General features: G+C 67.2%; 14 protein-coding genes and 4 pseudogenes. 9 read left to right on the forward strand and 9 right to left on the reverse strand.

Going from position 1 to position 23,239, the window contains the following annotated elements; translation table 11 throughout:
* Positions 1–256: 256 nt before the first annotated feature.
* Both ACMTAK_RS41900 and ACMTAK_RS41905 read left to right on the forward strand, forming a co-directional pair.
* Positions 257–2,086, forward strand: a complete 1,830-nt coding sequence (locus tag ACMTAK_RS41900; protein WP_413810965.1) for an AMP-dependent synthetase/ligase — start codon at positions 257–259, stop codon at positions 2,084–2,086.
* Between the two features lie 555 nt (positions 2,087–2,641).
* A complete protein-coding gene (locus ACMTAK_RS41905; RefSeq protein WP_413810966.1) occupies positions 2,642–3,940 on the forward strand; it encodes an MFS transporter in 1,299 nt (432 codons plus the stop codon).
* A gap of 93 nt (positions 3,941–4,033) precedes the next feature.
* Here ACMTAK_RS41905 and ACMTAK_RS41910 read toward each other — a convergent pair whose 3' ends face one another.
* The 4 genes from ACMTAK_RS41910 to ACMTAK_RS41925 all read right to left on the reverse strand — a co-directional run bounded on the left by ACMTAK_RS41910 (position 4,034) and on the right by ACMTAK_RS41925 (position 7,408).
* Positions 4,034–5,686, reverse strand: coding sequence for a sodium:solute symporter family transporter (locus tag ACMTAK_RS41910; protein ID WP_413810967.1), 1,653 nt, complete (start codon positions 5,684–5,686; stop codon positions 4,034–4,036).
* Positions 5,687–6,267: 581 nt separating this feature from the next.
* A complete protein-coding gene (locus ACMTAK_RS41915; protein ID WP_051574088.1) occupies positions 6,268–6,633 on the reverse strand; it encodes a VOC family protein in 366 nt (121 codons plus the stop codon).
* Positions 6,634–6,744: 111 nt separating this feature from the next.
* On the reverse strand, positions 6,745–7,245 hold the full coding sequence (locus ACMTAK_RS41920) for a flavin reductase family protein (protein ID WP_413810968.1): 501 nt from the start codon (positions 7,243–7,245) through the stop codon (positions 6,745–6,747).
* Entirely contained in the window at positions 7,238–7,408 is a 171-nt protein-coding gene (locus ACMTAK_RS41925) for a hypothetical protein (RefSeq protein WP_020867429.1), read from the reverse strand. Before ACMTAK_RS41925 ends, ACMTAK_RS41920 begins: the two co-directional genes overlap by 8 nt.
* A 318-nt stretch (positions 7,409–7,726) precedes the next feature.
* On the opposite strand from ACMTAK_RS41925, the gene ACMTAK_RS41930 reads away from it, so the two are divergent.
* The 5 genes from ACMTAK_RS41930 to ACMTAK_RS41950 all read left to right on the forward strand — a co-directional run bounded on the left by ACMTAK_RS41930 (position 7,727) and on the right by ACMTAK_RS41950 (position 14,764).
* Positions 7,727–8,908: an LLM class flavin-dependent oxidoreductase gene (locus ACMTAK_RS41930; protein WP_413810969.1), complete on the forward strand. Its 1,182-nt coding sequence runs from the start codon at positions 7,727–7,729 to the stop codon at positions 8,906–8,908.
* 100 nt (positions 8,909–9,008) lie between these two features.
* Positions 9,009–10,574, forward strand: a complete 1,566-nt coding sequence (locus ACMTAK_RS41935) for an AMP-binding protein (RefSeq protein WP_413810970.1) — start codon at positions 9,009–9,011, stop codon at positions 10,572–10,574.
* Positions 10,544–11,116 carry an NUDIX domain-containing protein gene (locus ACMTAK_RS41940; protein ID WP_413810971.1) on the forward strand — a complete coding sequence of 191 codons (573 nt, stop codon included), beginning with the start codon at positions 10,544–10,546 and terminating at the stop codon, positions 11,114–11,116. Before ACMTAK_RS41935 ends, ACMTAK_RS41940 begins: the two co-directional genes overlap by 31 nt.
* A gap of 171 nt (positions 11,117–11,287) precedes the next feature.
* Positions 11,288–13,630: a transketolase-like TK C-terminal-containing protein gene (locus tag ACMTAK_RS41945; RefSeq protein WP_413810972.1), complete on the forward strand. Its 2,343-nt coding sequence runs from the start codon at positions 11,288–11,290 to the stop codon at positions 13,628–13,630.
* A 471-nt stretch (positions 13,631–14,101) separates the two neighbouring features.
* Positions 14,102–14,764 (forward strand): adenylate kinase, encoded by a 663-nt coding sequence (locus ACMTAK_RS41950; RefSeq protein WP_413810973.1) that lies wholly within the window; start codon positions 14,102–14,104, stop codon positions 14,762–14,764.
* Between the two features lie 283 nt (positions 14,765–15,047).
* On the opposite strand, the pseudogene ACMTAK_RS41955 reads toward ACMTAK_RS41950, so the two are convergent.
* The 3 genes and pseudogenes from ACMTAK_RS41955 to ACMTAK_RS41965 all read right to left on the reverse strand — a co-directional run.
* Positions 15,048–15,415 (reverse strand): annotated as a pseudogene (locus ACMTAK_RS41955) (acyl-CoA dehydrogenase family protein); the annotation flags it as partial.
* A gap of 589 nt (positions 15,416–16,004) precedes the next feature.
* Positions 16,005–17,279, reverse strand: coding sequence for an MFS transporter (locus ACMTAK_RS41960; protein WP_413810974.1), 1,275 nt, complete (start codon positions 17,277–17,279; stop codon positions 16,005–16,007).
* Positions 17,276–17,968, reverse strand: coding sequence for a FadR/GntR family transcriptional regulator (locus tag ACMTAK_RS41965; protein WP_413810975.1), 693 nt, complete (start codon positions 17,966–17,968; stop codon positions 17,276–17,278). Before ACMTAK_RS41965 ends, ACMTAK_RS41960 begins: the two co-directional genes overlap by 4 nt.
* Positions 17,969–18,499: 531 nt before the next feature.
* Here ACMTAK_RS41965 and ACMTAK_RS41970 point away from each other — a divergent pair.
* Positions 18,500–18,811 carry an ATP-binding protein gene (locus tag ACMTAK_RS41970; protein ID WP_413813163.1) on the forward strand — a complete coding sequence of 104 codons (312 nt, stop codon included), beginning with the start codon at positions 18,500–18,502 and terminating at the stop codon, positions 18,809–18,811.
* A gap of 267 nt (positions 18,812–19,078) precedes the next feature.
* Here ACMTAK_RS41970 and ACMTAK_RS41975 read toward each other — a convergent pair.
* Positions 19,079–20,245, reverse strand: a pseudogene (locus ACMTAK_RS41975) (ATP-binding protein); the annotation flags it as partial.
* Positions 20,245–21,243: pseudogene (locus ACMTAK_RS41980) on the reverse strand (acyl-CoA carboxylase subunit beta); the annotation flags it as partial. The pseudogenes ACMTAK_RS41975 and ACMTAK_RS41980, both read right to left, overlap by 1 nt.
* A gap of 953 nt (positions 21,244–22,196) precedes the next feature.
* Here ACMTAK_RS41980 and ACMTAK_RS52745 point away from each other — a divergent pair.
* Positions 22,197–23,216: pseudogene (locus tag ACMTAK_RS52745) on the forward strand (transposase).
* Positions 23,217–23,239: the final 23 nt, after the last annotated feature.

Raw genomic sequence — 23,239 nt, forward strand, 5'->3', positions numbered from 1 at the left:
GTCGCGCGCCGCCGGGGGGCGATCGGGCACTACACGCCATCGCCTCCCTCCTGCGTTACTCCAGACTGACCGGCGCCCCGGTCGGGCTCGCCATGAGCCGCGTATGGGCCCGCTTCCCTTCGACGCCGCAGCGGTCATGCGCAGCGAGCCGGTGATGTGGTGCCGCGGTGATTTCCTCCACCTCGGAGCAGGGTGTTACATGAAACGTATCGAGCCCGGCTCGTCAGCTCTCGTGGATCCGCGGAGAGGCTGTGCGATGGATCTGATGAATTTTGAACCGATCCGGACGCATCCGCAGCTGTTGCTTGATCGTGCGCGCTCCGACCCCGACATTGTCGCGCTGCGCCACTGGCGCGATGGGGTTGTGCACGCGATCACGTGGCGGACGTACCGAGATCGAGTACGCGAGATCGCGCTCGGCCTTGTCGACCACGGCGTGCGGCACGGCGATCGCGTCGCGGTGATGAGCAGCGCACGCCCCGAATGGGCCTTCGCCGCACTGGCCGTGCAGAGTGTCGGCGGCGTGGTGGTGGGCGTCTACCCGACCAACTCGCCCGCCGAGATCGAGCAGATCCTGGCGCACAGCGAGGCAGTGGCCTTTATGGGCGAGGCAACCACGGAGCTCGACAAGGTGGCGGAGATCGCGGCCCGCACACCCAAGCTGCGGCTCGTCGTCGGCATGGACACCGCCCCGCCGGCGCTGCCTGGGGCAACCACCGGGACAACGTGGGAGGAGCTGCGCACAGAAGGGGCGCGGCATCCGAGCGTCGTATCCGACCGTCTGGTCGAGATGGTCGCTGCCACGGCACTCGACGACCCCGCCGTTCTCTTCTACACGTCGGGCTCCACGGGAGCTCCGAAAGGCGTCACACACTCGCACCGTACGCTTCAGCACTCGGTCCAGACCGTCGTCGGCCTCTATCCGGAGCTCGACAGCCGTGAGCTGGACATCGTCGGTTTCCTGCCGCTGGCCCACGTGGCGCCGGCGCTGCTGCTGATCTTCACTCCGCTGCTCTCACATCTCATGGTGACGTACTGCCGCATCGAGGACTACGAGGACGCGTTGCGCACCGTGCGACCGACGGCGCTGCTGTGGCCCCCGCGCTTCTACGAGAAGGTCGCCGGCGAGCTGATCGCACGAACGCGGGCTTGGCCCCGGGTGCGCCGGTACGCCTACAAAGGCGCGATGTGGGTCGGTCGCCGAATGGCCGAGCGCCGTTGGTCCGGTGGTCATCCCTCGGTATTGCTGCGGATCGCATACACCGCAGTGCTTCACCGTATCTTCCTGCCGTTGCGGGCAAGCGTCGGATTGGACCGCCTGCGCGTCGCTTTCACCGCCTCTGCCGCGATGCCCGAGAACGTCATCGCGCTGTGGCAGATCTGGGGGCTGGATCTCCGCGAATGCTATGGCCTCACCGAAACAGCCGGCTGCCCCGTTGCTCATTTCGACCAGACGTTTCCGCGCCCGGGATATATTGGTCGAAAATTCCCGGACCCACGCTTCCAGGTCGAGGTCGCGCATGATGGTGAAATGCTGGTCCGCGCACCATTGCTGTTTCGCGAATACTGGCGCAACCCCAAGGAGACAGCTGCCGTTCTGCAGGACGGCTGGTTCCGTACCGGCGACCTGATCGAGCGTACCGCGCACGGTGAGATCCGCCTCATCGGCCGAAAGAAGGACGTGATCATCACCAGCGGCGGCAAAACGATCAATCCGCAGCCGATCGAAACCCGGCTGAAGGAGAGCTCACTGATCAGCGAAGCAATCGTCGTGGGCGACGCGCGCAAGTGCCTCACCGTGCTGCTCGAGCCGAGCACACAGGCCAAGGCGCTGACTACGACGGCGCTGTCCGAACGCCTGCGAGCCGAGCTCGGGCGAGTCAACACGGACCTCGCACGCGCGCAACGGCTGAAGGACTTCCGTGTGCTGCCTCGGCCCCTCGAGGCCGAACGCGGCGAGCGGACCGCGAAAGGCAAGGTCAAGCGGAACGCGGTAGTGAATTCATTCGCTACGCTGATCGACGAAATGTACGGCGGGAATGACGACACAGTGATCGCGAACCACCTACGGCCGCGGTCGCATTAGTGAAGGCTCCCGATCTGACACGACAACAGCGCCGAGCAGTGCAAGCCGACGCCGCGGCGCAGACCTTTCTTGCGCGTCACTCCCAGATCATGTCTCTTCTGCATCCATACTTGTGGAATTTGAATTAGTCCAGTCGTATCAGTGCATTGCGCGTCTGTGTACGACGGGTCAGAGTCAGCACATGCGAAGTGCATCGAGTGTGTGCGTACGCAGTTCCTGCTGACCCACGAGGTATGGCATGCGATCGGCGGCGCTCCATCAATGCGTCCCATCTCCGATGGCCATCCCGTAGTCGTCGAATCAGCAGTCACCGACGAGGTAGCCCTGACGGCTGCGCCGCTCGATTCCAGAGAGATTGGGGCTTCAGCCCCCTGAGGCAGCACCGGGCACCGGCAACTGTCGACCTCGCCACAGTGCCTCGGAGCCTGACCCGACGGAAGGGTCCAGTCAGGACCCACCCCCCCTGATCGCGCCGAGCAACGTGACGGCGTCGACCTCGCGCGGCGAGGGCGGCCGAACGGCGCATCTCCCATCCTGGTGTGACAAGGAGAGTCAGTGACGACGGCACAACATTCCCAAAAGACGATCAGCTTGAGGTCCGCCCGGCGTGCATCGCTGGCGGGCGGCGTCGGGACACTGATCGAGTACTACGACTTCAGTGTCTATGGGTTTCTGACGCTCACCATCGGACCGTTGTTCTTCCCCAGCGACAATCCGACGGTCTCGACCCTGTCCGCGCTCGCGGTGTTCGCGTCGTCCTACCTCATCCGTCCGCTCGGTGGCTGGTTCTTCAGCCGCCTCGGCGACCGCCGCGGCCGCCGGACAGCCCTCGTCGCGACGATCGTGATGATGGGCGTGGCGTGCGGCGTGATGGGCCTGCTGCCCACCTACGGACAGATTGGAGTCGCCGGGACGATTGCAATCATCGTTGTGCGACTCGCCCAAGGGTTCGCTGCCGGTGGTGAGATCGGTGGCGCTGCCACCTACATCGCCGAGCTGGCGCCGCCCGGCAAGCGGGGCTTCTACGGATCGACGGTTTCCATGGGGTCTACTCTCGGGTTCGCCGTGGCCGCTGGCGTCGTAGGGCTGGTCCGGCTGCTGGTTCCGGCCGACCAGATGGCAACGTGGGGCTGGCGGATTCCATTCCTCCTCTCGCTGGTCCTCACTGTGGTGTGTCTGCAGGCTCGGCTGCGGGTCGAGGAGTCGCCTCAATTCCAAGAGCTGAAGGAGAAGGCCGCGATCGTGCGCAGCCCGATGCTGGCCGCTCTGCGTAGCCACCCGCTGTCGGTTGCCCGTGTGGCGGGCCTGGCTATCGCGTTCAACGGCACCGGCTACTTCGGCGTTGCCTACTTTGCCATCTTCCTGCAGGAGGAAGGATTCTCCGCCACAGGCGTCGCCTGGACATCAGCGTTGTGCATCGCCCTGGCCACCTTCACCTACCCATGGGCGGGCAAGTTGACGGATCGCTACGACCGCAAGCCCATCCTGCTGGCGTCCTACATCATCTTCGCCGTCATCGCTTGGCCGGTCTTCGCACTCCTCATCGCGGCAACCAACCTCTGGGCCGTCGGAGCCGTCTATCTGGTCTTCATGTTCTTCACCGGGTGGGCGCAGGTGCCTACGTGGCCGTTGGCCACGGAGCTGTTTCCGGCAAGCGTGCGCTACTCAGGCATCGCGATCGGCTACAACCTGGGCGTGATCATCGGCGGCATCACGCCACTCGTCGCCGCTGCCCTCGTGGCCGGCACCGGAAGCAGAACCAGCCCTGTCTACTGGATCCTCGCCGTAACGCTCATCGGAGTGATCACCGTCGCGCGACTGCCGAAGACCGCGTCGAAGCCGCTACCCGCCTAAGCGGACGGCCAGGTCCACGATCTCCTGCACCCGCGCGGAAGCCGCCCGGGTGCAGGAGATCGTCGAGCCTGCGGATACCACGACCGCGGCGAATCAGCCCGCATGCCGACCGCGTGCTGTCCGCGGGCGGGCTGTGCTCCTCCGCCCGACGTCCTTTCCCGTCGTACGCACCGCACCGGCGACCGGTTGAGAACTCTCTGGTGAGGTGAGGCTGCCGATCCACCCGAGGAAGAGTGCCGCCGGCACGGACACCATGCCCGCGTTGTAGTACGGATACCAGTTGAAACTCAACTCCGGCCATAGTGAGTTCTCGGTACCGGTGACGACGGGTGAGGAGAGCACGAGGGACAGCAGCAGTCCCCCGTGGACGGACCAGAGAAGCCCCCGGCGATTGAACTTGGGCCAGAAGAAAGTGTAGATCAGCGCCGGGAATACACTCGAGGCCGCAACGCAGAGAGCGAAGATGACCAGGGACTCGACCGGGTACCGGCTGATGGCTGTGGACAGCGACAGACTCACGGCGACCAGGGCGACGAGGGTCAGACGCAGTACTCGCGCTTCTCCGGTTCGGGTGCGCGGGCCCTTGCCCTGAGGGAACACATCACGCGCGAAAGTGACAGCGGCAGCGAAGGCCACACTTGACACGGTCGTGAGCGCGGCGAGGAAGGCCACGGACGCCATGGCCGTGATGAGCGCGACGCGCGCCACTGAGCCGTGCGGGAGTACTTCCGAAGCCAGCAGAATCGGGGACCCCTGCCCAACTTCGTCAACCGCTCGGATGACGTCGCCTCCCACCACGGCCGCGGCCGCGAAGCCTGCCGCACTCAGGAGGACGACAAAGGCAGCACCCAGTCCCGAGGCAATGCTCATGGACCGGCGTGCCGAGCGCCCGGTGCGGGAGGCGCTCACCCGCAGGATCAGGTTCGGCAGCACGGCCGTACCGAGGATGACGACGATGTGTTCGCCGATCGCGTTGAGTGATCCGAGGTTCGCGATGCGCGGCCAGAGTCCGGGGCTCAGATATCCGCTCGGCGACACGCTCTTCTCCGCCGCCGCGGAGAGCAGATACCCGGGGTTCCACTCGAATCTGCTGAGGGCCAGCAGCGTGATCAGCGAAAGCGTGATCAGGGTGACGACCACCTTGACGACTTGCATGAAGCTGGTGCCTCGCAGATCTGCCACGACGGCGAAGAAACCGACGAGAAGCCCCATCAGCACCGTGCAGACCACTTGGGTTCCATGGTTCGACCGGCCGATCAGGAGGGCCACGCTGATGCCGGTGGCCCGCAGTTGGACCATGAGAAGGGGAATGGTGATCGCGAGTGTCACCAGAGCCGCGGCAGTCCGCGACGCGCGCCCCGCGGCATGCACGGAGAAGAGGTCACCGAGAGTGTAAAGCCCGCTGTCGCGTATTTTTTGAGCAAGGAGCAGCAGTACACCGAGGGCGAGCATGAGGTCGATGGCGATGTTGAATCCGTCGTAGCCGTACAGAGCGATAAACCCGGACGTCACCAACAGGGTGACGACCGTGATCTGCTCGCCCGCCATGGCGAACCCGTTGAAGACCGGAGAGAGCGACCGATCCGCGAGGTAGAGCCTCTCCGGCTCGTGTTCCTGACTCGAGGCAAGCGTGAAAAGCCACAGCAGAGACAGCCCGATGAATACCAGGAAGGCGACGATCACGGGGCCTCTGGCGTCTGAACCGATCGGGTCGAGTACACCTGCGCCCACGATGTGCACGGTCACCGCTTCACCGCCAGGGATCATCGACGGGGGGCGCACCCGGCGCCTCGGCCTGGGGTACGTCGGAGGTCCGGGGCCGCTCGACGGGTTCGCAGGCTGTGCATCGCGTCTCGTACACCCACACGGTGGCGACGAAGAGGCCGCATTGCAGGACGCCCCAGACGAGGCCGAGGGGGATGTGTCCGTACACGTGAACTGCGGGAAGGGCGGTCAGCAAGGACAGCGCGATGCCGACGACAAGAGGGACGGCGTTGGCGGCGACGAACGCACGTCGGGCACGACGCGTGGTTCCGCGGAGACTTTCACCGTGTCGCGGTCGGAGGGCATCGAGCGATGGGTCCGGTGCCAGTGAGTGATCCGGTGAGGGCGAGGAGAAGACGGGGCGCACGGAAACCTTCCGGGCTTCGAGGGCGGGTGACTCGGCCGACGCGTATGGGTGCGTCGGACACGCGGCTTGTTCCGGCGCGCGAAAGGTCGAGGATCTGGCCGACGGCCGGGGAGGGACACGAACAGGAATCTCATGGGCATCAGATGGCGTCTCGGTCCGGGGCACGGCGGAGGCCGACCCGCTACCGGACTGACCGCTACCGCGGCCCGTAGATCACTACGGTGTTGCCCCATGGGTCCCGGGCCACGGCCCGGACCTCGTGCGGGCCCTGCTCGGGCTCCCGGACGACGGATCCGCCGCCTTGTACGAGGGCGGTGAGCGCCGAGGTCACGTCGGGGACCTTGAACGACGCCGCGGGCACCCCACCGGTGACGTCCTCGGCAGGGCCGGTCAGGGCCAACGTGGTACCGCCGGCGTCGAGGGCGGCGTAGCGGTCGCCGTCGACGAACTTCGTGGCCAGGCCAAAGGTGTCGGCGTAGAAGCGCACGGCGGCGTCGATGTCGGCCACCGGGTGCAGCACGTTTCCGATCTTCACGAGGTCGACCTCCACGGAATCACTCACCGGACGGCCCCGCAGTACGGCCCGAGCGGAGGGTTCCACCACACCGCGCGCCGCGCGTGGATGAACCACTCGTGCGATCCACCGGAGCTGACGAGCCGGGTCCGATGTCAGTCATGTAACGCTCTGCCCGAGGTGGAGGAAATCACCGCGGTACCACATCACCGGCTTGCCGCTGCCTACGCGCGCGTCGTGCACACGACCGATGAGAATGACGTGATCTCCGCCGGGGATGGCTTGCTCCAGCTCGCAGCGGATGACCGCCGCGGCTTCGGGCAGTATCGGGTGTCCGCCCTCGTCGGACTCGAAGCTTCCGTGTGCGAACTTGTCCTCGCCCTTCGTGGCGAACCTCATGGCCAACTTCGCATGCGCGGGCGTCACGATGTTCACGACGAACCGCTCAGCCGCTATAAAAGCTGGGAAGCAGTCCGCTCCTTGGTCCAGGCACACCAGAACAAGTGGTGGATCGAGCGACAGCGCCGCGAAGGAACTCGCGGTGAACCCATGCGGGGTGCCCCCGGCACTTCGGGTCGTCACGATCGTCACGCCGGCAGGGAATTGGGCCAACGCCGAACGGAAGGCAGCCGCGTCCAGCCCCTGGACTTGATCAGCCATTCCACACCTCGCGGACAGCTCGGACGGCGGGGTCGTGGTAGCCGCCGAAGGCATCAACGTCGACGTGCGCCGCGAGTGGCGCCTCCTCGACCGGCCCTCGGTAACGGTGCTCACGTGCGAGCCCGGTCGGGATGTCCCCCTCAGTCATGACGATGACGTCCATGTCGATCCTTCCTCGAATGTTATTGACTAATAACATATGACGCGACTTGGGTACGGTCAAGTTCCCGGATAGAGAGGTGAATCCGTTAGTGCGCAATAACGAAGCGGGAGTCGCGTCAGTCCGCGGTCGCCTGTGCGGCCCTGTGTGGCTGTCGGTCGCGATGTGACCGGGGTCGCTCTGGTCGCGGCCCCTCCCGTGCGCGCCCGGTCGACCTCTGTTGTTATCGCAAGGTAACGCCCGTCGCTCTTCCTGGGGCCTTGACCTGGGCTGGGCTACGCCCTACGTTATCGCTCAATAACATTTGACGGAAGGGTCAGTATGGACTTCATCCTCATGTCTGAGGGGGACACCCCGGTCGGGCTTACGCATGAGCACCGCTACCGGGAGCTTGTGGAGGAGGTTCTGCTTGCGGAGCGGGTTGGCTTCGATGCCTTCGGTAGTTCCGAGCAGCATGTTGCTCTGGGTACGGCTTCGGTCTCCGCTCCGGAGGTGCTCTACCCGTACCTGATGGCTCTGACGAGCCGGATGCGGTTCATCCACCTGGTGACGCTGCTGCCGACGCGGATGAACCATGCGCTGCGCGTCGCGGAGCGTGTGGCGACCGAGGACATCCTGTCCAACGGCCGTGTCGAGCTTGGTACCGGGCGCGGCAACACCACGCTCGCCCTGCGCGCGTTTGAGGTGGACCCTTCCGAGAACAAGGCTCAGTGGCGTGAGGGCATCGAGCTGATCCGGAGCGCGTTCCTCAACGACGTGTTCTCGTACGTGGGCGAGCACTACAAGGTTCCGCCGCGCAGCCTGGTCCCCAAGCCCCTGCAGGGTCCCTACCCGCCCATTTCGGCTGCCGCCGGCAGCCCGAGCTCGGTCGAGACGGCCGCCTCGATGGGTATCGGCGCCATCATGGGCGGCCTCTACCTCGGGTTCGACCTCGTCGAGAACATGGTGAAGCTCTACGACGACACTCTCGCCGCCACCAACCACCCCTACCCGATCACGCCGCGCAAGATGGTCGCGGTCGCCGGTGGTATGCACTGCGCCGAGACCACTGCCCAGGCCCGCCTCGAGGCGAAGCCCCTGTTCGAGATGGCCAAGCTGTCCACCGACGCATATGAGCGCCTGTCGAAGCTGTCGAAGGACTACGCCTACATGGGCGCTGTCAAGGACATCGACTTCAACGACGAAGAGTACATGTTCGAACGCTCCCAGGGCTTCATGGTCGGCGACCCCGAGCACTGCATCGAACACGTACAGCGATACGCGGACATGGGCGTCGAAGCACTCGTCCTACGTGTCGACAGCCTGCCCCACGACCAGCTGATGCGCTCGATCGAACTCTTCGGCAAGTACGTCATCCCCCGCTTCAAGCACCCCCGCAACGTCGTGCGCTCGGCCGACGACATCCTCGCCCAGATCCGAGCCGCCCGCCCCGCCCACGAAGAAGCACTCCGCCAGTTCAACGACACGCACAACCCCAGCCACCACAAGGAGACCAGCCGATGACCGACCTCTACAACCACGGCACCGGCAACGTCCTCACCGAACGCCACGACAACGGCGTCCTCCAGATCACAACCGGCGTCCCGGCGCACGGAGCGGTGCGATGACCCGCGACCCGGGCTCCTTGTCCTTCGAGCCGTTGACCCCGACGTCGTATCTGGATCGTGCGGCGGCGGCGCATGGGGGTCGGGTCGCGGTGTTGGATGGGCGGTCCCGGTGGACCTATGCGGAGCTGCGTGATCGGTGTCAGCGGTTGGCGGGCGGGCTGGCACCGTTGGCCGGGGGGCGTCCGGTGGCGGTGCTGGCGCCGAACACGCATGTGTCGCTGGAGGCGCACTACGGGGTGGTGTGGGCGGGGGTGCCGCTGGTCGCGGTGAACACCCGGCTGTCGGTGGGCGAGGTCGCCTACATCCTGGAGCACTCCAAGGCGGCCGTGCTGATCCACGACCCGTCGTTCGACGCGTTGGTGGACGAGGCCCTCGCCCGGCTGGCCGCCCCACCGCACCGGATCAGGGCGGGGCGGGAATACGAGGATCTGCTGGCCGCGGCGGAGCCGCTGCACCTGACCCCGACCGACGAACGGGCGCTGCTGTCGATCAACTACACCTCGGGGACCACGGGCCGCCCGAAGGGCGTGATGTACCACCACCGGGGCGCGTTCCTCCAGGCCGTGGCGATGGTGGGGCACACCGGACTGACGCCGTCGAGCGTGCACCTGTGGACGCTGCCGATGTTCCACTGCAACGGATGGACATTCCCGTGGGCGGTGACCGCGGCGGCTGGGACGCACGTCTGCCTGCCAAAGGTGAATCCGGCGGAGATCTGGCGACTGCTCCGGGAGAAGGGCGTCACGCACCTCAACGGGGCGCCGACGGTGCTGTCGATGATCGCCTACGCCCAAGAGGCCGCACCACTGGACCGCACGGTGCGGATCGCCACCGGTGGGGCGCCGCCGTCACCGGCGATCCTGCGGCGGATGGCGGAGCTGGGGTTCGAGGTCACGCACCTGTACGGGCTGACCGAGACGTACGGCCCAGCGATGCTGTGCGACTGGCGCCCGGAGTGGAACGACCGCGACGCCGCGGCACAAGGGCGGCTCAAGGCGCGCCAGGGCGTCGGGAACATGATCTCGTGCGTGCCGCGGGTGATCGCGGACGACGGCACGGACGTCCCCGCGGACGGTGTCACCACGGGGCAGATCGCGCTGCGGGGCAACAACCTCATGCTCGGCTACCTCGACGACCCGGAGGCCACCCTGGCAGCGGTGCCGGACGGATGGTTCCGGACCGGGGACATCGGCATCCTGCACCCCGACGGGTACGTGGAGCTGCGTGACCGCTCGAAGGACGTGATCATCTCGGGTGGGGAGAACATCGCCTCGGTCGAGGTGGAGCAGGCGATCATGGATCATCCGGCGGTACTGGAGGCGGCGGTGATCGCGGTGCCGGACGAGCGCTGGGGTGAGGTCCCTGCCGCCTATGTGAGCCTGCGGGAAGGCGCCACGGCCACCGAGGCGGAGATCATCGAGCATGTGAAGGGCAGGCTGGCCCGGTTCAAAGCGCCGAAGTCGGTCACGTTCACCGAGCTGCCGAAGACCTCCACCGGGAAGATTCAGAAGTTCGTGTTGCGGGACAAGGCATGGGCCGGGAGCGAGAGCCGCATCCGGTGAACGACGGGAGCGGACCGGTGGCACGCGAGGACGTCGTCGGGGAGTGTCAAACCGCGTGCTTCCACGCGGCAGAGCGTCCGGTGGGCGATCAGAAACGCCAGGGCCTGCGGCAGGTGGTCGCCGTCGTCCTCATGTGGCGAGGGCGCGTCGGGTTGTTCAAGCGCAGTGGATCTGTCCAGCATGACGCAGGCTTGTGGCACTGCATCACCGGATATCTGGACGCTGACAGCGACCCGGTACGGCAAGCCATCCAGGAGATCTGGGAGGAGACTCTGCTCCCCGCCCGCGCTCTGGAGCAGCTGACTGCGGGCCCCACGCTGCGTCTCGCCGACCCACGTGGCGGGCCGGACTGGACCGTGCACACTTTTTTGGCCCGCACCAGTCAACGTCGGCTCACTCTCAACTGGGAGCACAAGACATACCGGTGGGTATGGCCTTGGAGGCTGTCGCAGTTCGATGGGCAGGTCGCATGGCTGACAGACGTCCTGCGAGCAGTCGGCTCTCTGCCGTCAGCCAAGGCGCGTGATGGGGTCGCGTCCTAAGGCCGGTGCGAACCGGTCCAGCGCCCTGGGTCAGCCGATCAGGTGGCCCGAATTCAAGCAGAATGCTCGATCTAAAAGGCACATCCTGTGCAGTCGCGGAGTTATCCGTCTCCTGACGGAGCATAACGCGAAATCCCTAAGGCGTGGTGCCGAATACGGAGGTGGTCTGTGATGGTGGCGGAACTGAAGTCGGCCGGCGGCAACGGCGGTCCTGCCCAGGCGGAGGAGCTTGTTGCGCTGGAGTCGGTCGAACAGCGGGTGCGGTGGCTGTCCACCGCGATCATCGATCACGCCAACCGGGTACGGCCGAACCCTTCGGGGCTGAAGGTGGGCGGTCACCAGGCGTCCAGCGCCTCGATGACCTCGATCATGACGGCGCTGTGGTTTCACGCGCTGACTGCCGAGGACCGGGTGTCGGTCAAGCCTCATGCCTCACCGGTGTTGCACGCCATCAACTACCTGCTGGGCGAGCTGGACGAGTCCTACCTGACCACGCTGCGCGCCTTCGGCGGTCTGCAGAGCTACCCCAGTCGTTCCAAGGACCCCGACCCGGTCGACTACTCCACCGGTTCGGTCGGTATCGGCGCCACCGCTCCCCTGTGGGGCGCTCTCGCCCGGCGCTACGTGGAGGGGCGCTTCGGCGGTGCCGGGAAGGGGCGCCAGTACTCCCTGCTCGGCGATGCCGAGCTGGACGAAGGCGCGATCTGGGAGGCCATCCAGGATCCGATGGTGCCGGGCCTGGGCGAAGTGGTGTGGGTCGTCGACCTCAACCGGCAGTCCCTCGACCGAGTCATCCCCGGCATCGCCGCGGACAAGTTGCAGGGTATGTTCGCCGCGGCCGGGTGGCAGGTGATCTCCCTCAAGTACGGGAATCTCCTGCAGGAGTTGTTCACCCGGCCCGGCGGCGAGGCCCTGCGCGCTCGTATCGATGCCATGGGCAACCCCGAATACCAGCGCCTGCTGCGCTGCTCCGCCGACGAGCTGCGCGAGCGCTTGCCCGGCACCGGCTCGACCGCCGGGCCGATCGCCGACCTCATCGCCCCCCTGGACGACGCCTCGCTCCTGGCGGCGCTGCGCAACCTGGGCGGCCACGACATCGGCGCGCTGTCGGATGCGTTCGCCGGTGTCGACGACACCCGCCCGACCGTGATCTTCGCCTACACGGTCAAGGGCTACGGGCTCCCCACCGAGGGCCACCCGCAGAACCACTCCTCGCTCCTGACAGCCGACCAGATGAGTGCGCTGGCCGACCGCCTGGGAACCGATCTCGACGACCCGTGGACGCGTTTCGGTGAGGGTTCGGCGGAAGCGGCCCTGTGCGCGGCGGCCGCCCAGCGGCTGCGCCGCCCCGAACAGGCGCCCCAAGAGCCCCCTGCCGTCCCCGCCGACCTGGCGCGCCCGGCCCCCACCGGCATCGGGAACACTCAGCAGGCGCTCGGCCGCGTCCTGCTGGATCTCACCCGGCGGGCGCCGGAGGCGGCCGCCCGGATCGTCACCGTCAGCCCGGACGTCAGCTCCTCCACCAACCTGGGCGGCTGGCTCAACAAGGTGGGCGTGTGGTCGCCCACCGAGCGCACCGACTGGTTCGCCGACGACGCCGAGACCATCCTGCACTGGCGCGAGCAGCCGGCCGGTCAGCACGTGGAGCTGGGCATCGCGGAGACCAACCTGGTCGGTCTCCTCGGCGAGCTGGGCGCCACCTGGAGCCGGTGGGGCCAGCCGTTGCTGCCGATCGGCGTCGTCTACGACCCCTTCGTCAACCGGGCACTGGAGCCTTGGTCGTTCGGCATCTACGCCGGTGGCCAGTCGATCCTGGTCGGCACCCCCTCCGGGGTCACCCTCGCCCCGGAGGGCGGTGCGCATCAGTCGATCACCACCCCCTCGCTGGGCATCGAACAGCCCGGCTGCGTCACCTATGAGCCGGCGTTCGCCATCGACACCGAATGGTGCCTGCTCACCGCACTCGGCAACTTGGCCAGTCCAGGGGGCAGGTCGGCCTATCTGCGACTGTCGACCCGACCCATCGACCAGTGGACAGCCGCGGTGCCCAGCGACCCGGCCGCTCGCGAACGCCGTCGCCGGCAGGTGACCGCCGGGGCCTACCGGCTGCGGCAGCACGAGAAGCCCGTGGTGACACTCGCCGCGATGGGCGCTTTGGTCCCGGAGGCCCTGGCCGCCGCCGACCGGCTCGCCGCCATCGGCCACGGCGCCGACGTGGTATGCGTGACCAGCCCGGACCTACTCTTCCGCGCGCTCCAGGCCCGTCGCGGCCTGTCGGATGACCCGGCCTGGATCCTCGACCAGGTCTTCCCCCTCGACCGGGCCACCCCGCTGGTCACCGTCCTGGACGGGCATCCCCACACCTTGGCTTTCCTGAGCACGATCCAGAACGTTCCCGTCAGTACCCTCGGCGTGACCCGGTTCGGCCAGTCCGGGGCGATCGAGGACGTCTACCGCTACCACCGCATCGACACGGACAGCATCGTCACCACCGCCCTCGACCTCATCGATTGAGCGAGAGCCCGGCAGCCTCTGCGTGCAGGGGATTCGCCTCTCATACCCCGTCCGGCGGCACGCCCCTGTCTTGCCGAAAAGACGTGCCGCCGGACGGTCCCGGTGCAGCCGACCCGCACCACCCTCCATGGGGCAACAGCTCCCCACCCACTCCGTCCGGCGGCACGGTGCGGCACCCGCCCTGACAAGCCGCGCCGTGCCGCTGGACGGTCGCAACCAACCTGTCGACCCTTCCCACGGCGAGCCGAGCAGACGCTCCACCCAGACGATTGGACATGTGATGAAGGCTCTGAGCGGAATCGAACGAAAGTGGTCCGGGGCTCCGGCCGTTCCCCGACCAGCCGCACCGTCAGCCAGTCGTCCGTATCTGGCCGTGGGTGGCAGGATCGGCGAGGTCGTCTCCAAGCCGTCGGCAAGCGCCTCCGTCGCCGATGAGCTCCAGCAGCGCAATGACGAAGGGTTCCTCCGCTGATGCGCATCGTCCTCGTCGGGCCGCCGGGTGCTGGAAAGGGCACTCAGGCCACACGCCTGGCCGGGAAGCTGTCGATCCCGCACATCTCTACGGGCGATCTGTTCCGGGCCAACATCAGTCGGCAGACCGAGCTCGGGAAACTCGCGAAGGTCTCCATGGACGCCGGCAACCTCGTCCCCGACGAGCTCACCATCGCGATGGCGAAGGACCGCATGCAACAGCCGGATGCCGAGGACGGCTTCCTGCTCGACGGTTTCCCGCGCAATGTCTCGCAGGCCGAGGCGCTCGACGAGCTGCTGACGACCGAGGCCATCAAGCTGGACGCGGTTCTTGACCTCGAAGTCCCCGAGGGAGAGGTCATCAAGCGCATCGCCGGCCGGCGCATCTGCCGCAGCCGGTCGGCACACGTGTTCCACGTGTCGTACAGCCCGCCGAAGAAGCAGGGCGTGTGCGACGTCTGCGGCGGTGAGCTCTACCAGCGCGACGACGACTCCGAGGAGACCGTCCGCAAGCGGCTCGAGGTCTACCACACGCAGACCGAGCCGATCATCGAGTACTACAAGACCCAGGGCCTGGCGGTCACGATCTCCTCCCAAGGCCCGGTGGACGAGGTCACGCGGCGGGCGCTGGAAGCCCTCGAGCGCGAGGACGACGGCGAGTAGCCGCCAGCACGTCTTCCACCACCACAAATGGCGGCGGCGGGCGTATGCCCAGAGCGGAGTGTCCTTTGGCGTCCGGGGAGACCTGACCGGCAAGAACGTCGCAAAGCATCCATCGAGGGATGGCTGGGCGCACCAGGCTCCGGCAACGGCATCTGGGCCTTCCGGCAAGTCTCACCAGGGATGGGACCGGTTCACCCAGATTGCGGACCGGCACGAGATGGAAAAAGTGCAGGCCCACCACTTGGCCGGGAGTCCACAGCCTACGACGCCTACCGCGCGCACCGGAGACGCCCGCGTTGGTGATCCAGCGCTTGACGCCGTTGAGCACCCAGTGGTCGCCGTCGCGGACCGCCTTGGTCTTCATGCCGGCCGCGTCGGGGCCGGAGAGGATGACGGGCAGAGAGCCCAGCTTGTTCACGGTCGGGATCAGGAGCGCGGAGACACAGACCGCGCCACCTTCTCGATCACGATCACGGTGGCGAGGGCGTCCGCGCCCGCCCCGCCGTACTCCTCGGGCACGTGCACCGCGTGCAGGTCATTCGCGACGAGGGCATCGAGGGCCTCCTGCGGGAAGCGGGCCTCCTCGTCCACCGCGGCGGCGTGGGGCGCGATCTTCGCCTCGGCGAGCGAGCGGATGGCGTCACGGAGCATGTCGTGCTCCTCGGACGGGCAGTACAGGTCGAAGTTCGGCAAGACCACGAACGGGCTCTGGCGTAGATGGTCGACTACTTGGAGCAGGGCGCCCAGGACCCCGATCCCGTGGGCCGTGCCTGCGGAGCGGCCCGGCTGGTCATGCGCATGTATGCCGAGCGATGCGGTCTTCGCGCCTGGCTGCGCTCCGGCGCCCGGGGGCGACGTGGCCATCGGGGTGGACCAGGCTCTGAGACTCGTCCACCGCACTTGGGGTGATACGGGGGAATCGCTCATCCTGGTCGCCAGAAGCAGCACGCCGATGTGGCAGACCGTCCAACGCCTCGAAGATGCCTGGGTGGAAGCACCTACCGATGGTCTCCAAGAGGGAACTGAGTTCCCTGGTATCTGATAATCAGTACCCTCCCAGGACGTGCTTCCCTTGAGTGCCTTGCCATCATGGACTGTCCGCAGGGGCGATGATGGCTCGTTAGTCGCTTCGGTGGCTGACGGGGGAGGAGGGTGCCTGCTGAGCTGTAGTTTTCCCCCAGCGGCTCAGGGAGGTTGACTCCGCGTTCTCTGCATCCGGTCCGATGCGTTCTGGACGGCGTTAGTCTGTCTCGCGGTCAGGCCGGGTGCGAACGTGGCGGTCGCGTCCAGCGCCATAACCGGCAGCGGCCATGACCAGGCTCAATGCGGTGAGGAGAAGGAGAGCACCAGTCCAGCTGCCGGTGGTGTCGTGGAGGACGCCCAGAAGGAGGGGTCCGGCCGCGGCGACGAGATAGCCGATGGACTGAGCCATCCCGGCCAGGGCTGTGGTCTCGCTGGGACCAGTGGCACGTTGGCTTTGGAAGCTCAGGGCGAGCACGAGACAGACACCGGCGCCCAACCCGAGAAGAGTGCACGCCGCGAGTGCGAGCGCTGGAAAGAGGAGCAGAAGCGCGAAGCCTGCGGCGACGATCGCTGAGCCCGCGGCCGCAGCGAAGCGCTGGTCGTGGCGGCCCCGAGTGATCAAAGGCAGCAACATGCTCGTGACCAGTGCGACGAGCTGGTAGTAGAACAGCATCCAGCCGGCAGCTGTGGTGCTCATGCCCTGCTGACTGAGGATGCTGGGCAGCCAAGCGACGGCGGTGTAGAAGGCAAGGGATTGCAGGCCCATGAAGAAGGACACCTGCCACGCCAGCCAGGATCGCCATGGGGTTCGAGCGTGTGTCCCACGAGACCGCACGCCGCCGTCCGGCCGGGACCCGCGTAGCCGAGGCAGCCACACGGCGAGAGCGGCGACGGCGACGACTACTCCCCAGGCCAGGGCGGAATGCCAGGTTCCAGGTAGGACCTCGGCAAGCGGGACGGAGATGCCGGACGACAGAGCAGCGACCATTCCCATAGCGGTGACGTAGAGAGCGCTGACGGTATGAACCCGCGAGCCGGGCACGTGGGTGCGGATCACCGTAGGCAGCAGGACGTTGCCAACCGCGATCGCCACCGAGAGGATCACGGTTCCGACGAACAAACAGGCAAGCGAAGGCAAGGACCGGATCACGGTGCCCGCTGCCAGCACTGCGAGGGCGGCCACGAGGAGGCGGGTGGTGCCGACCCGGTGCGAGGTGCGTCCGACAAAGGGCGAAGTCACAGCAAACACAAACAGCGGCAGGGTGCTCAGTACGCCACCCTCTGACGCAGTCAGCCCGGTGTCGTGCTCGATGGCCGGCAACAGTGTGCCCACACCCGTCAAGGTCACGCGTAGGTTGGCCGCCACCAAAAGGATCGCGATCAAGAGGCCGGCCGAAAGGGCGGGCGTAGTAACCGGCGTCTTCGGGGTTGCGATCCGGTCGGCCTTCGTAGCCGTGGTGAGGCCGGCGCGGGAGTCCCTCGAGGTGGTCACTTCTGTCGTTCCGTTCCGGTCTCGGTGAGCTTCACGATCTCGGTGGCGCAGTAGCGTGCACCGACCTCGTCTTGGGCAGCGATCGCCTCAACGAGACGCCTGTGCAGAAGGCTGTGCTCTGCGGCCGTCGTGCTGGGCCAGAGCGTGCCGCCGATCTGTTCGGTGACCGCGATGCTGAGGACGTCGTACACCTCGGTAAGAAGGGTGTTCCCGCTGGCACTCACCACGGCCTGGTGGAAGCGGGTATCGATCTCCGCGATGGCGGCCATCTCCGGTGAATCCGCTGTCGCCTCGGCTTCGTCGAGGAGGTGCCGCAGGCGATTCAGGTCGTCTTCGGTACGCCGCAACGCGGCCAAGCCCGAGGCGTACTCTTCCAGCACGGCGCGCAGTTCCAGCACGTCGCTCCGCCTCGAGGTGTTGGCACGTCTCATCAGTACCGAGTGCATTTCGCTCGATGTCCGGACGTACGTCCCGTCACCCTTCCGAGCCTCCAGCAGGCCCAGATGCACCAGCGCGCCGAGCGCCTCGCGCACCGTCGTACGCCCGACACCGAGTTGCTCGACCAGATCATGTTCCGCCGGAATCCGCATCCCTACAGGCCATGCGCCGGATGTGATCTGCTCACGAAGGGTGTCCACCAGTTGCGCCGACAAGCTCGCGACGCGGCGCGGCGCACGAAGATCTTTCATAAGGCGACCCTAACACCGAATGTCTGACATCTGTACGTGATGTAGGTCGCCACCCGCCTTGGTCCGCCTGGCGTGCATGGGTTTCGACGCGGCGAATGCGTTGATCGCGGTGGCGCGGGTGGGCGTCTTGACGACTCGGCCTAGGTGAGCAGCCGGTAACTTTTTTCCTTTTCGTCTGTGTCTTGACTCCGCTGATACCAGGACATACGTTGAATGTGAATCACCCATAACGTTAGTCGTCGATAACGACGGAAGAGTCGGTACCGGACGTCATCGTCATGACTGAGGGGCTACCCCCGCCGGATTCCCGGTGGCCTGGCGCCGCCACACCGCGCCCGAGACGTTCCTCTCCGGCCTCGCCGTCCCCCGCCCCACCGGGAACACCCCCAGGACAGCACCATGAATCACGACCTGCCCGTGAACCTCAGCAACAGCCTTGAGACAGTCTCATCCGCTCGGACAGATGTGGTCTTCCCTCTGCCTCACATCCCAGAAGGTCTTGCCGCCGTCCGCCGACGCGCCGCCCGCGCCATGCAACAGTGGCGCATCCCCTCGGACCTTGCGGACGATGCGCTCCTGGTCATCTCCGAACTGATCACCAATGCGGTCGTTCACGCGCTTCCCCCTGCGTCGCTGTGCTTGTCCCGGCAGGGTGGCCGGGCTGCGTGTGCTGTCCGCATCGAGGTCACTGACGCGGGCCCGGCGCTGCTGCGCCACCACGGCGGCAGTCCTCGGCAGCCCGAGGAGAGCGGCCGCGGGAGCGCCATCGTCGCCGCACTGTCCGCCTGCTCCGGAACCACGACCTACCAAAGCGGGACCACTCGATGGGCGGAAATCCAATAGCCCACGCCCTGACCAGGCCCCCGGCGTCCACCCCGCGCGGCAGCGTGCGGTCGCGCGGCAGACGTGTCACCTGCGGCTGGTGGAGGCGGTCAAGGGCGAGCTTCGCGAGCTCTGACGGCACGTACTCGGAAGTCACAGATGCCTGACCGGCGACGCGTCGTGGTCCCGCCGGGCGGTCGGCTAATCCTGCCGAGGGCAGCGGAAGCGCCAGTCAATCCTGGGGCTTACCTCCGAGTGGAGCCACAGCGATCATTCCTGTCAGTCCTTGATATCGCCCTCGGCCACGGTGTCGCCCTCGCCCACGGCGACCTTGACGATGGTGCCCTGCATCGGGGAGGCCAGGGTGTCACCGGAGGCGGCGGAGCCGGACTTCTTGACCGCCTTGCGCTTCGGCTTCTTCGAGCCGCCCGCCGGGGCGGTGGCCACGCCCAGGGAGGCGGGCAGCGAGACCTCAAGCCGTTTGCCGCCGACCTCGACGACGACCGTCTCCCGGCCGGTGGGCTCCTCGGTCTCGTCCGCGCCGGTCGGGGTGAACGGGGCGATGGTGTTGTTGAACTCGGTCTCGATCCAGCGGGTGTGGATGGTGAAGGGCTCGCTGGTGAACGCCGGGTCCTTGACCACCGCCTGGTGGAACGGGATCGCGGTCGCCATGCCCTCGACCTGGAACTCCGCCAGGGCGCGGGCCGCGCGCTGGAGGGCTTGTGTGCGGGTGGCGCCGGTGACGATCAGCTTGGCCAGCAGGGAGTCCCACGCGGGCCCGATGACGCTGCCGGACTCCACGCCCGCGTCCAGCCGCACACCGGGGCCGGCGGGCGGGGCGAAGGAGGTCACGGTGCCCGGGGCGGGCAGGAAGTTGCGGCCCGGGTCCTCGCCGTTGATGCGGAACTCGAACGAATGCCCCCGCATCGGCGGATCGTCGTAGCCGATGGCCTCGCCGTCGGCGATACGGAACATCTCGCGGACCAGGTCGATGCCGGTGACCTCTTCGGTGACCGGGTGCTCCACCTGGAGCCGGGTGTTGACCTCCAGGAAGGAGATGGTGCCGTCGTTGCCGACCAGGAACTCCACCGTGCCCGCGCCGACGTAGCCGGCCTCTTTGAGGATGGCCTTGGAGGCGGCGTAGAGCTGGGCGTTCTGGTCTTCGGTGAGGAAGGGGGCGGGGGCCTCTTCGACGAGTTTCTGGTGGCGGCGCTGGAGGGAGCAGTCGCGGGTGGAGACCACGACGACGTTGCCGTGGGTGTCGGCCAGGCACTGGGTCTCGACGTGGCGGGGCTTGTCCAGGTAGCGCTCGACGAAGCATTCGCCGCGGCCGAAGGCGGCCACGGCCTCGCGGACGGCGGAGTCGTAGAGCTCGGGCACTTCCTCCATGGTGCGGGCGACCTTCAGGCCGCGGCCGCCGCCGCCGAAGGCGGCCTTGATGGCGATGGGCAGGCCTGGCCGAAGCCGGTGATGATGTTGGGCGCGAAGAGCGCCTGCGTCTCCATGAACTCGTTGTCGTCCAGCACGTGCTCGATGGCCTTGCGCACGTCGTACGGCTGGTTCGCCGAGTCCGGGATCAGGGTGTCCATCTCCCGGTCCTCGTCCGAGACCTCCAGATCGGCCTCGTCGGGGAAGGCCGGGGGCTCGGAGAGGTTGTTGGAGGGGAGGTAGGACAGCAGCGCCTTGACGTACTCGATGCCGTCCTTCTCGTCCCCGGCCATGTAGTGCGCGACACCGGAGGTGGTGTTGTGGGTCCGGGCGCCGCCCAGCGCCTCGAAGCCGACGTCCTCACCCGTGACCGTCTTGATCACATCCGGCCCGGTGATGAACATGTGCGATGTCTGGTCGACCATCACCGTGAAGTCGGTGATCGCCGGGGAGTAGACCGCCCCGCCCGCGCACGGGCCCACGACCAGGCTGATCTGCGGGATCACCCCGGAGGCATGGGTGTTGCGGCGGAAGATCTCGCCGTACATGCCGAGGGAGACCACACCCTCCTGGATGCGGGCGCCACCGGAGTCGTTGATGCCGACGACCGGGCAGCCGGTCTTCAGCGCGAAGTCCATGACCTTGACGATCTTCTCGCCGAACACCTCCCCGAGCGCCCCGCCGAAGACCGTGAAGTCCTGGGAGAACACGGCCACCGGGCGGCCGTCGACCGTGCCGTAGCCGGTCACGACCCCGTCCCCGTAGGGCCGGTTCTGGTCGATGCCGAAGTTGGTCGACCGGTGCCGGGCGAACTCGTCGAGCTCGGTGAAGGACCCCTCGTCCAGGAGGAGGTCGATGCGTTCGCGGGCGGTCAGCTTGCCCTTGGCGTGCTGCTTCTCCACCGCGCGCGCGGATCCGGCGTGGGTCGCTTCTTCGATGCGGCGCTGCAGGTCCGCGAGCTTCCCCGCGGTGGTGTGACGGTCTGGAATCTCGATGTCGGTCGGCTGCGCGGGCTCGGTGCTCACTGCTTGGCTCCCTTCTGAGCGTTGGCGCTGGTGGCGTGCCAGGTGGTGAGCGAGAACCCGGTTGCCGAGGCAGCTGTGAATGAGTTTCCGAGCGGGAACGGTACTGCCATCCGCACCGGGGAACCCGGAATGAGGGTGGCCGGTTGGTGAAGCGGGGCCGTCAGACCGGCGCCTGGAGGCACCGTTACGTCATTGCGGCTCAACGTTCTTGGCAGGAACGAATCGGTCGGCAGCGGGGGGCGGCGTGGCAGGTGGCAGGCAGGGATCATCGGAGGCACTCCAGAGGTGATGGGCAATGGCCTGCGGGGCCGAGCTCAAGGTCAGAAGGTGTGGTGGGGGACGTACACACCCCAGACGTCGCTGGAGCGAGTGGGCGTGCTGCCTCGACCTTCATCGCCACGGAGGCTGTGGGGGCTCGCAGAGGCGGAAGAGGAGTGCCTGAGGGCCGGACTCGATGCCTTCTGTCAGACACACCGGGGCCCCGACCCGCACGGTGAGCGGCGGCACGCCGATGACCCTGGAGCACAGCCAGAATCCCTCGTTCATGTTGATGGTGGCGAGTGCGCACTGTCTCCCGGGGCTCCGGCATGCACGAAACGCACGTGACTGGGCTGCAGGCATCGTTCCTCAGCTACCTCAGGACCTGCCGTGCCCAGTAAGCCTGGACGCCGCGGCTCTGCCTGACCGCCGCGCTGGGCGGCGGCGCTCCTGGCCAGTGCCGCCGCCCCGAGTGCCTGGCACCACTCGCCGCACCCGACCGGTACGCGTTTCGAGCCCGAGCCGGTCGCGCCGGGAAGCGCGCCACCCAGGGGGAGGAACGGAACGGAGCAAGAGGCGCCCCAAGACTTCCATCGGTCTTTCGTGCATATCGTCCATGAACCGGCTGCCCGGCGGCGTGGTGCCATCTAGGCGCCGACAGGTACTTGGCGGACTGCTCAACGAGCCCAGTGTCGATGGAGCCGCGGTCGTGGCCGGAGCCGGTGCCGGAGGTGGCTCGGGCGGTGCGGGCGAAGTACTCGGGGCGTCAGGTGCCGCTGCCGGTCGCGGTACGTGATCGGCTCGGTGAGTTGTTCGCGGATGCCGAGTTCGCAGAGGCGTTCGCGGTAACGGGGCCGCGTGGCTGGTCACCGGGCCGCTTGGCACTGGTCACGGTGCTGCAGATGGCCGGGAACCTGACCGGCCGGCAGGCGGCCGAGGCGGTGCGGGACAAGCTCTCGTGGTCCTACGCGCTCGGGCTGGGCCTGGGGGATCCCGGTTTCGACTTCAGTGTCCTCTCCCAGTTGCGCACCCGGGTTGCCGCCCATGGTCTGGAAGGGAAGGTGCTGGACTTGTTGGTGGCCAGGTTGGTCGATCAAGGCCTGCTGGCCGTAGGAGGCAAGCAGCGCACGGACTCCACCCATGTGGTCGCGGCGGTGCGGGATCTGAACCGGTTGCTCTCGACGCCGTCCACCACACGCTCCAGCAACGTGACCGGCTCCCCGATGAGCACTATCTCGACTCCGGCTACGCCACCGCCGAAGGCCACCTGCCCCGCCGGACATACCAGTGCCACCTGGAATCCGGTCGTGAGCGAAGGTGTCCCCAAGACCGTGGGTCACCTTCGCCGCCCTCGACTGCATCCCCTGCCCCTTCAAACCCCAGTGCACCACCGCGAAGAAGAACCGGCGTCAACTCTCCCTCCTTCCCCGGCAGATGACCGAGGCACTCCGGCATGCCCGAACCCAGCAGAAGACCAGGGACTGGAACCGACTACGCCCTCCGGTCCGGCATCGAGGGCACCATCCGGCAGGCCACCGCTGTCACCGGCACACGCCGGGCACGCTACCGCGGCCTGGCGAAGACCCGTCTTGAACACATCTGCTCTGCCGTCGCACTCAACCTGATCCGCCTGAATGCCTGGTGGAACGACCGCCCCCTGGACCGCACCCCGCACCAGCCACCTCACCCGACTCGAGCACACCCTCACCGCATAGCCACAATGGGCAACAGGATCGGG

Source organism: Streptomyces lacaronensis (assembly GCF_047337785.1).
Lineage (GTDB): Bacteria > Actinomycetota > Actinomycetes > Streptomycetales > Streptomycetaceae > Streptomyces > Streptomyces lycopersici.

Coding starts and splice junctions, on each gene's coding strand:
- ACMTAK_RS41945 (WP_413810972.1), top strand. CDS start 11,288: ATGGTGGCGGAACTGAAGTCGGCCGGCGGCAACGGCGGTCCTGCCCAG.
- ACMTAK_RS41925 (WP_020867429.1), bottom strand. CDS start 7,408: ATGGACGTCATCGTCATGACTGAGGGGGACATCCCGACCGGGCTCGCA.
- ACMTAK_RS41935 (WP_413810970.1), top strand. CDS start 9,009: ATGACCCGCGACCCGGGCTCCTTGTCCTTCGAGCCGTTGACCCCGACG.
- ACMTAK_RS41940 (WP_413810971.1), top strand. CDS start 10,544: ATGGGCCGGGAGCGAGAGCCGCATCCGGTGAACGACGGGAGCGGACCG.
- ACMTAK_RS41970 (WP_413813163.1), top strand. CDS start 18,500: ATGCAACAGTGGCGCATCCCCTCGGACCTTGCGGACGATGCGCTCCTG.
- ACMTAK_RS41950 (WP_413810973.1), top strand. CDS start 14,102: ATGCGCATCGTCCTCGTCGGGCCGCCGGGTGCTGGAAAGGGCACTCAG.
- ACMTAK_RS41920 (WP_413810968.1), bottom strand. CDS start 7,245: ATGGCTGATCAAGTCCAGGGGCTGGACGCGGCTGCCTTCCGTTCGGCG.
- ACMTAK_RS41900 (WP_413810965.1), top strand. CDS start 257: ATGGATCTGATGAATTTTGAACCGATCCGGACGCATCCGCAGCTGTTG.
- ACMTAK_RS41965 (WP_413810975.1), bottom strand. CDS start 17,968: ATGAAAGATCTTCGTGCGCCGCGCCGCGTCGCGAGCTTGTCGGCGCAA.
- ACMTAK_RS41930 (WP_413810969.1), top strand. CDS start 7,727: ATGGACTTCATCCTCATGTCTGAGGGGGACACCCCGGTCGGGCTTACG.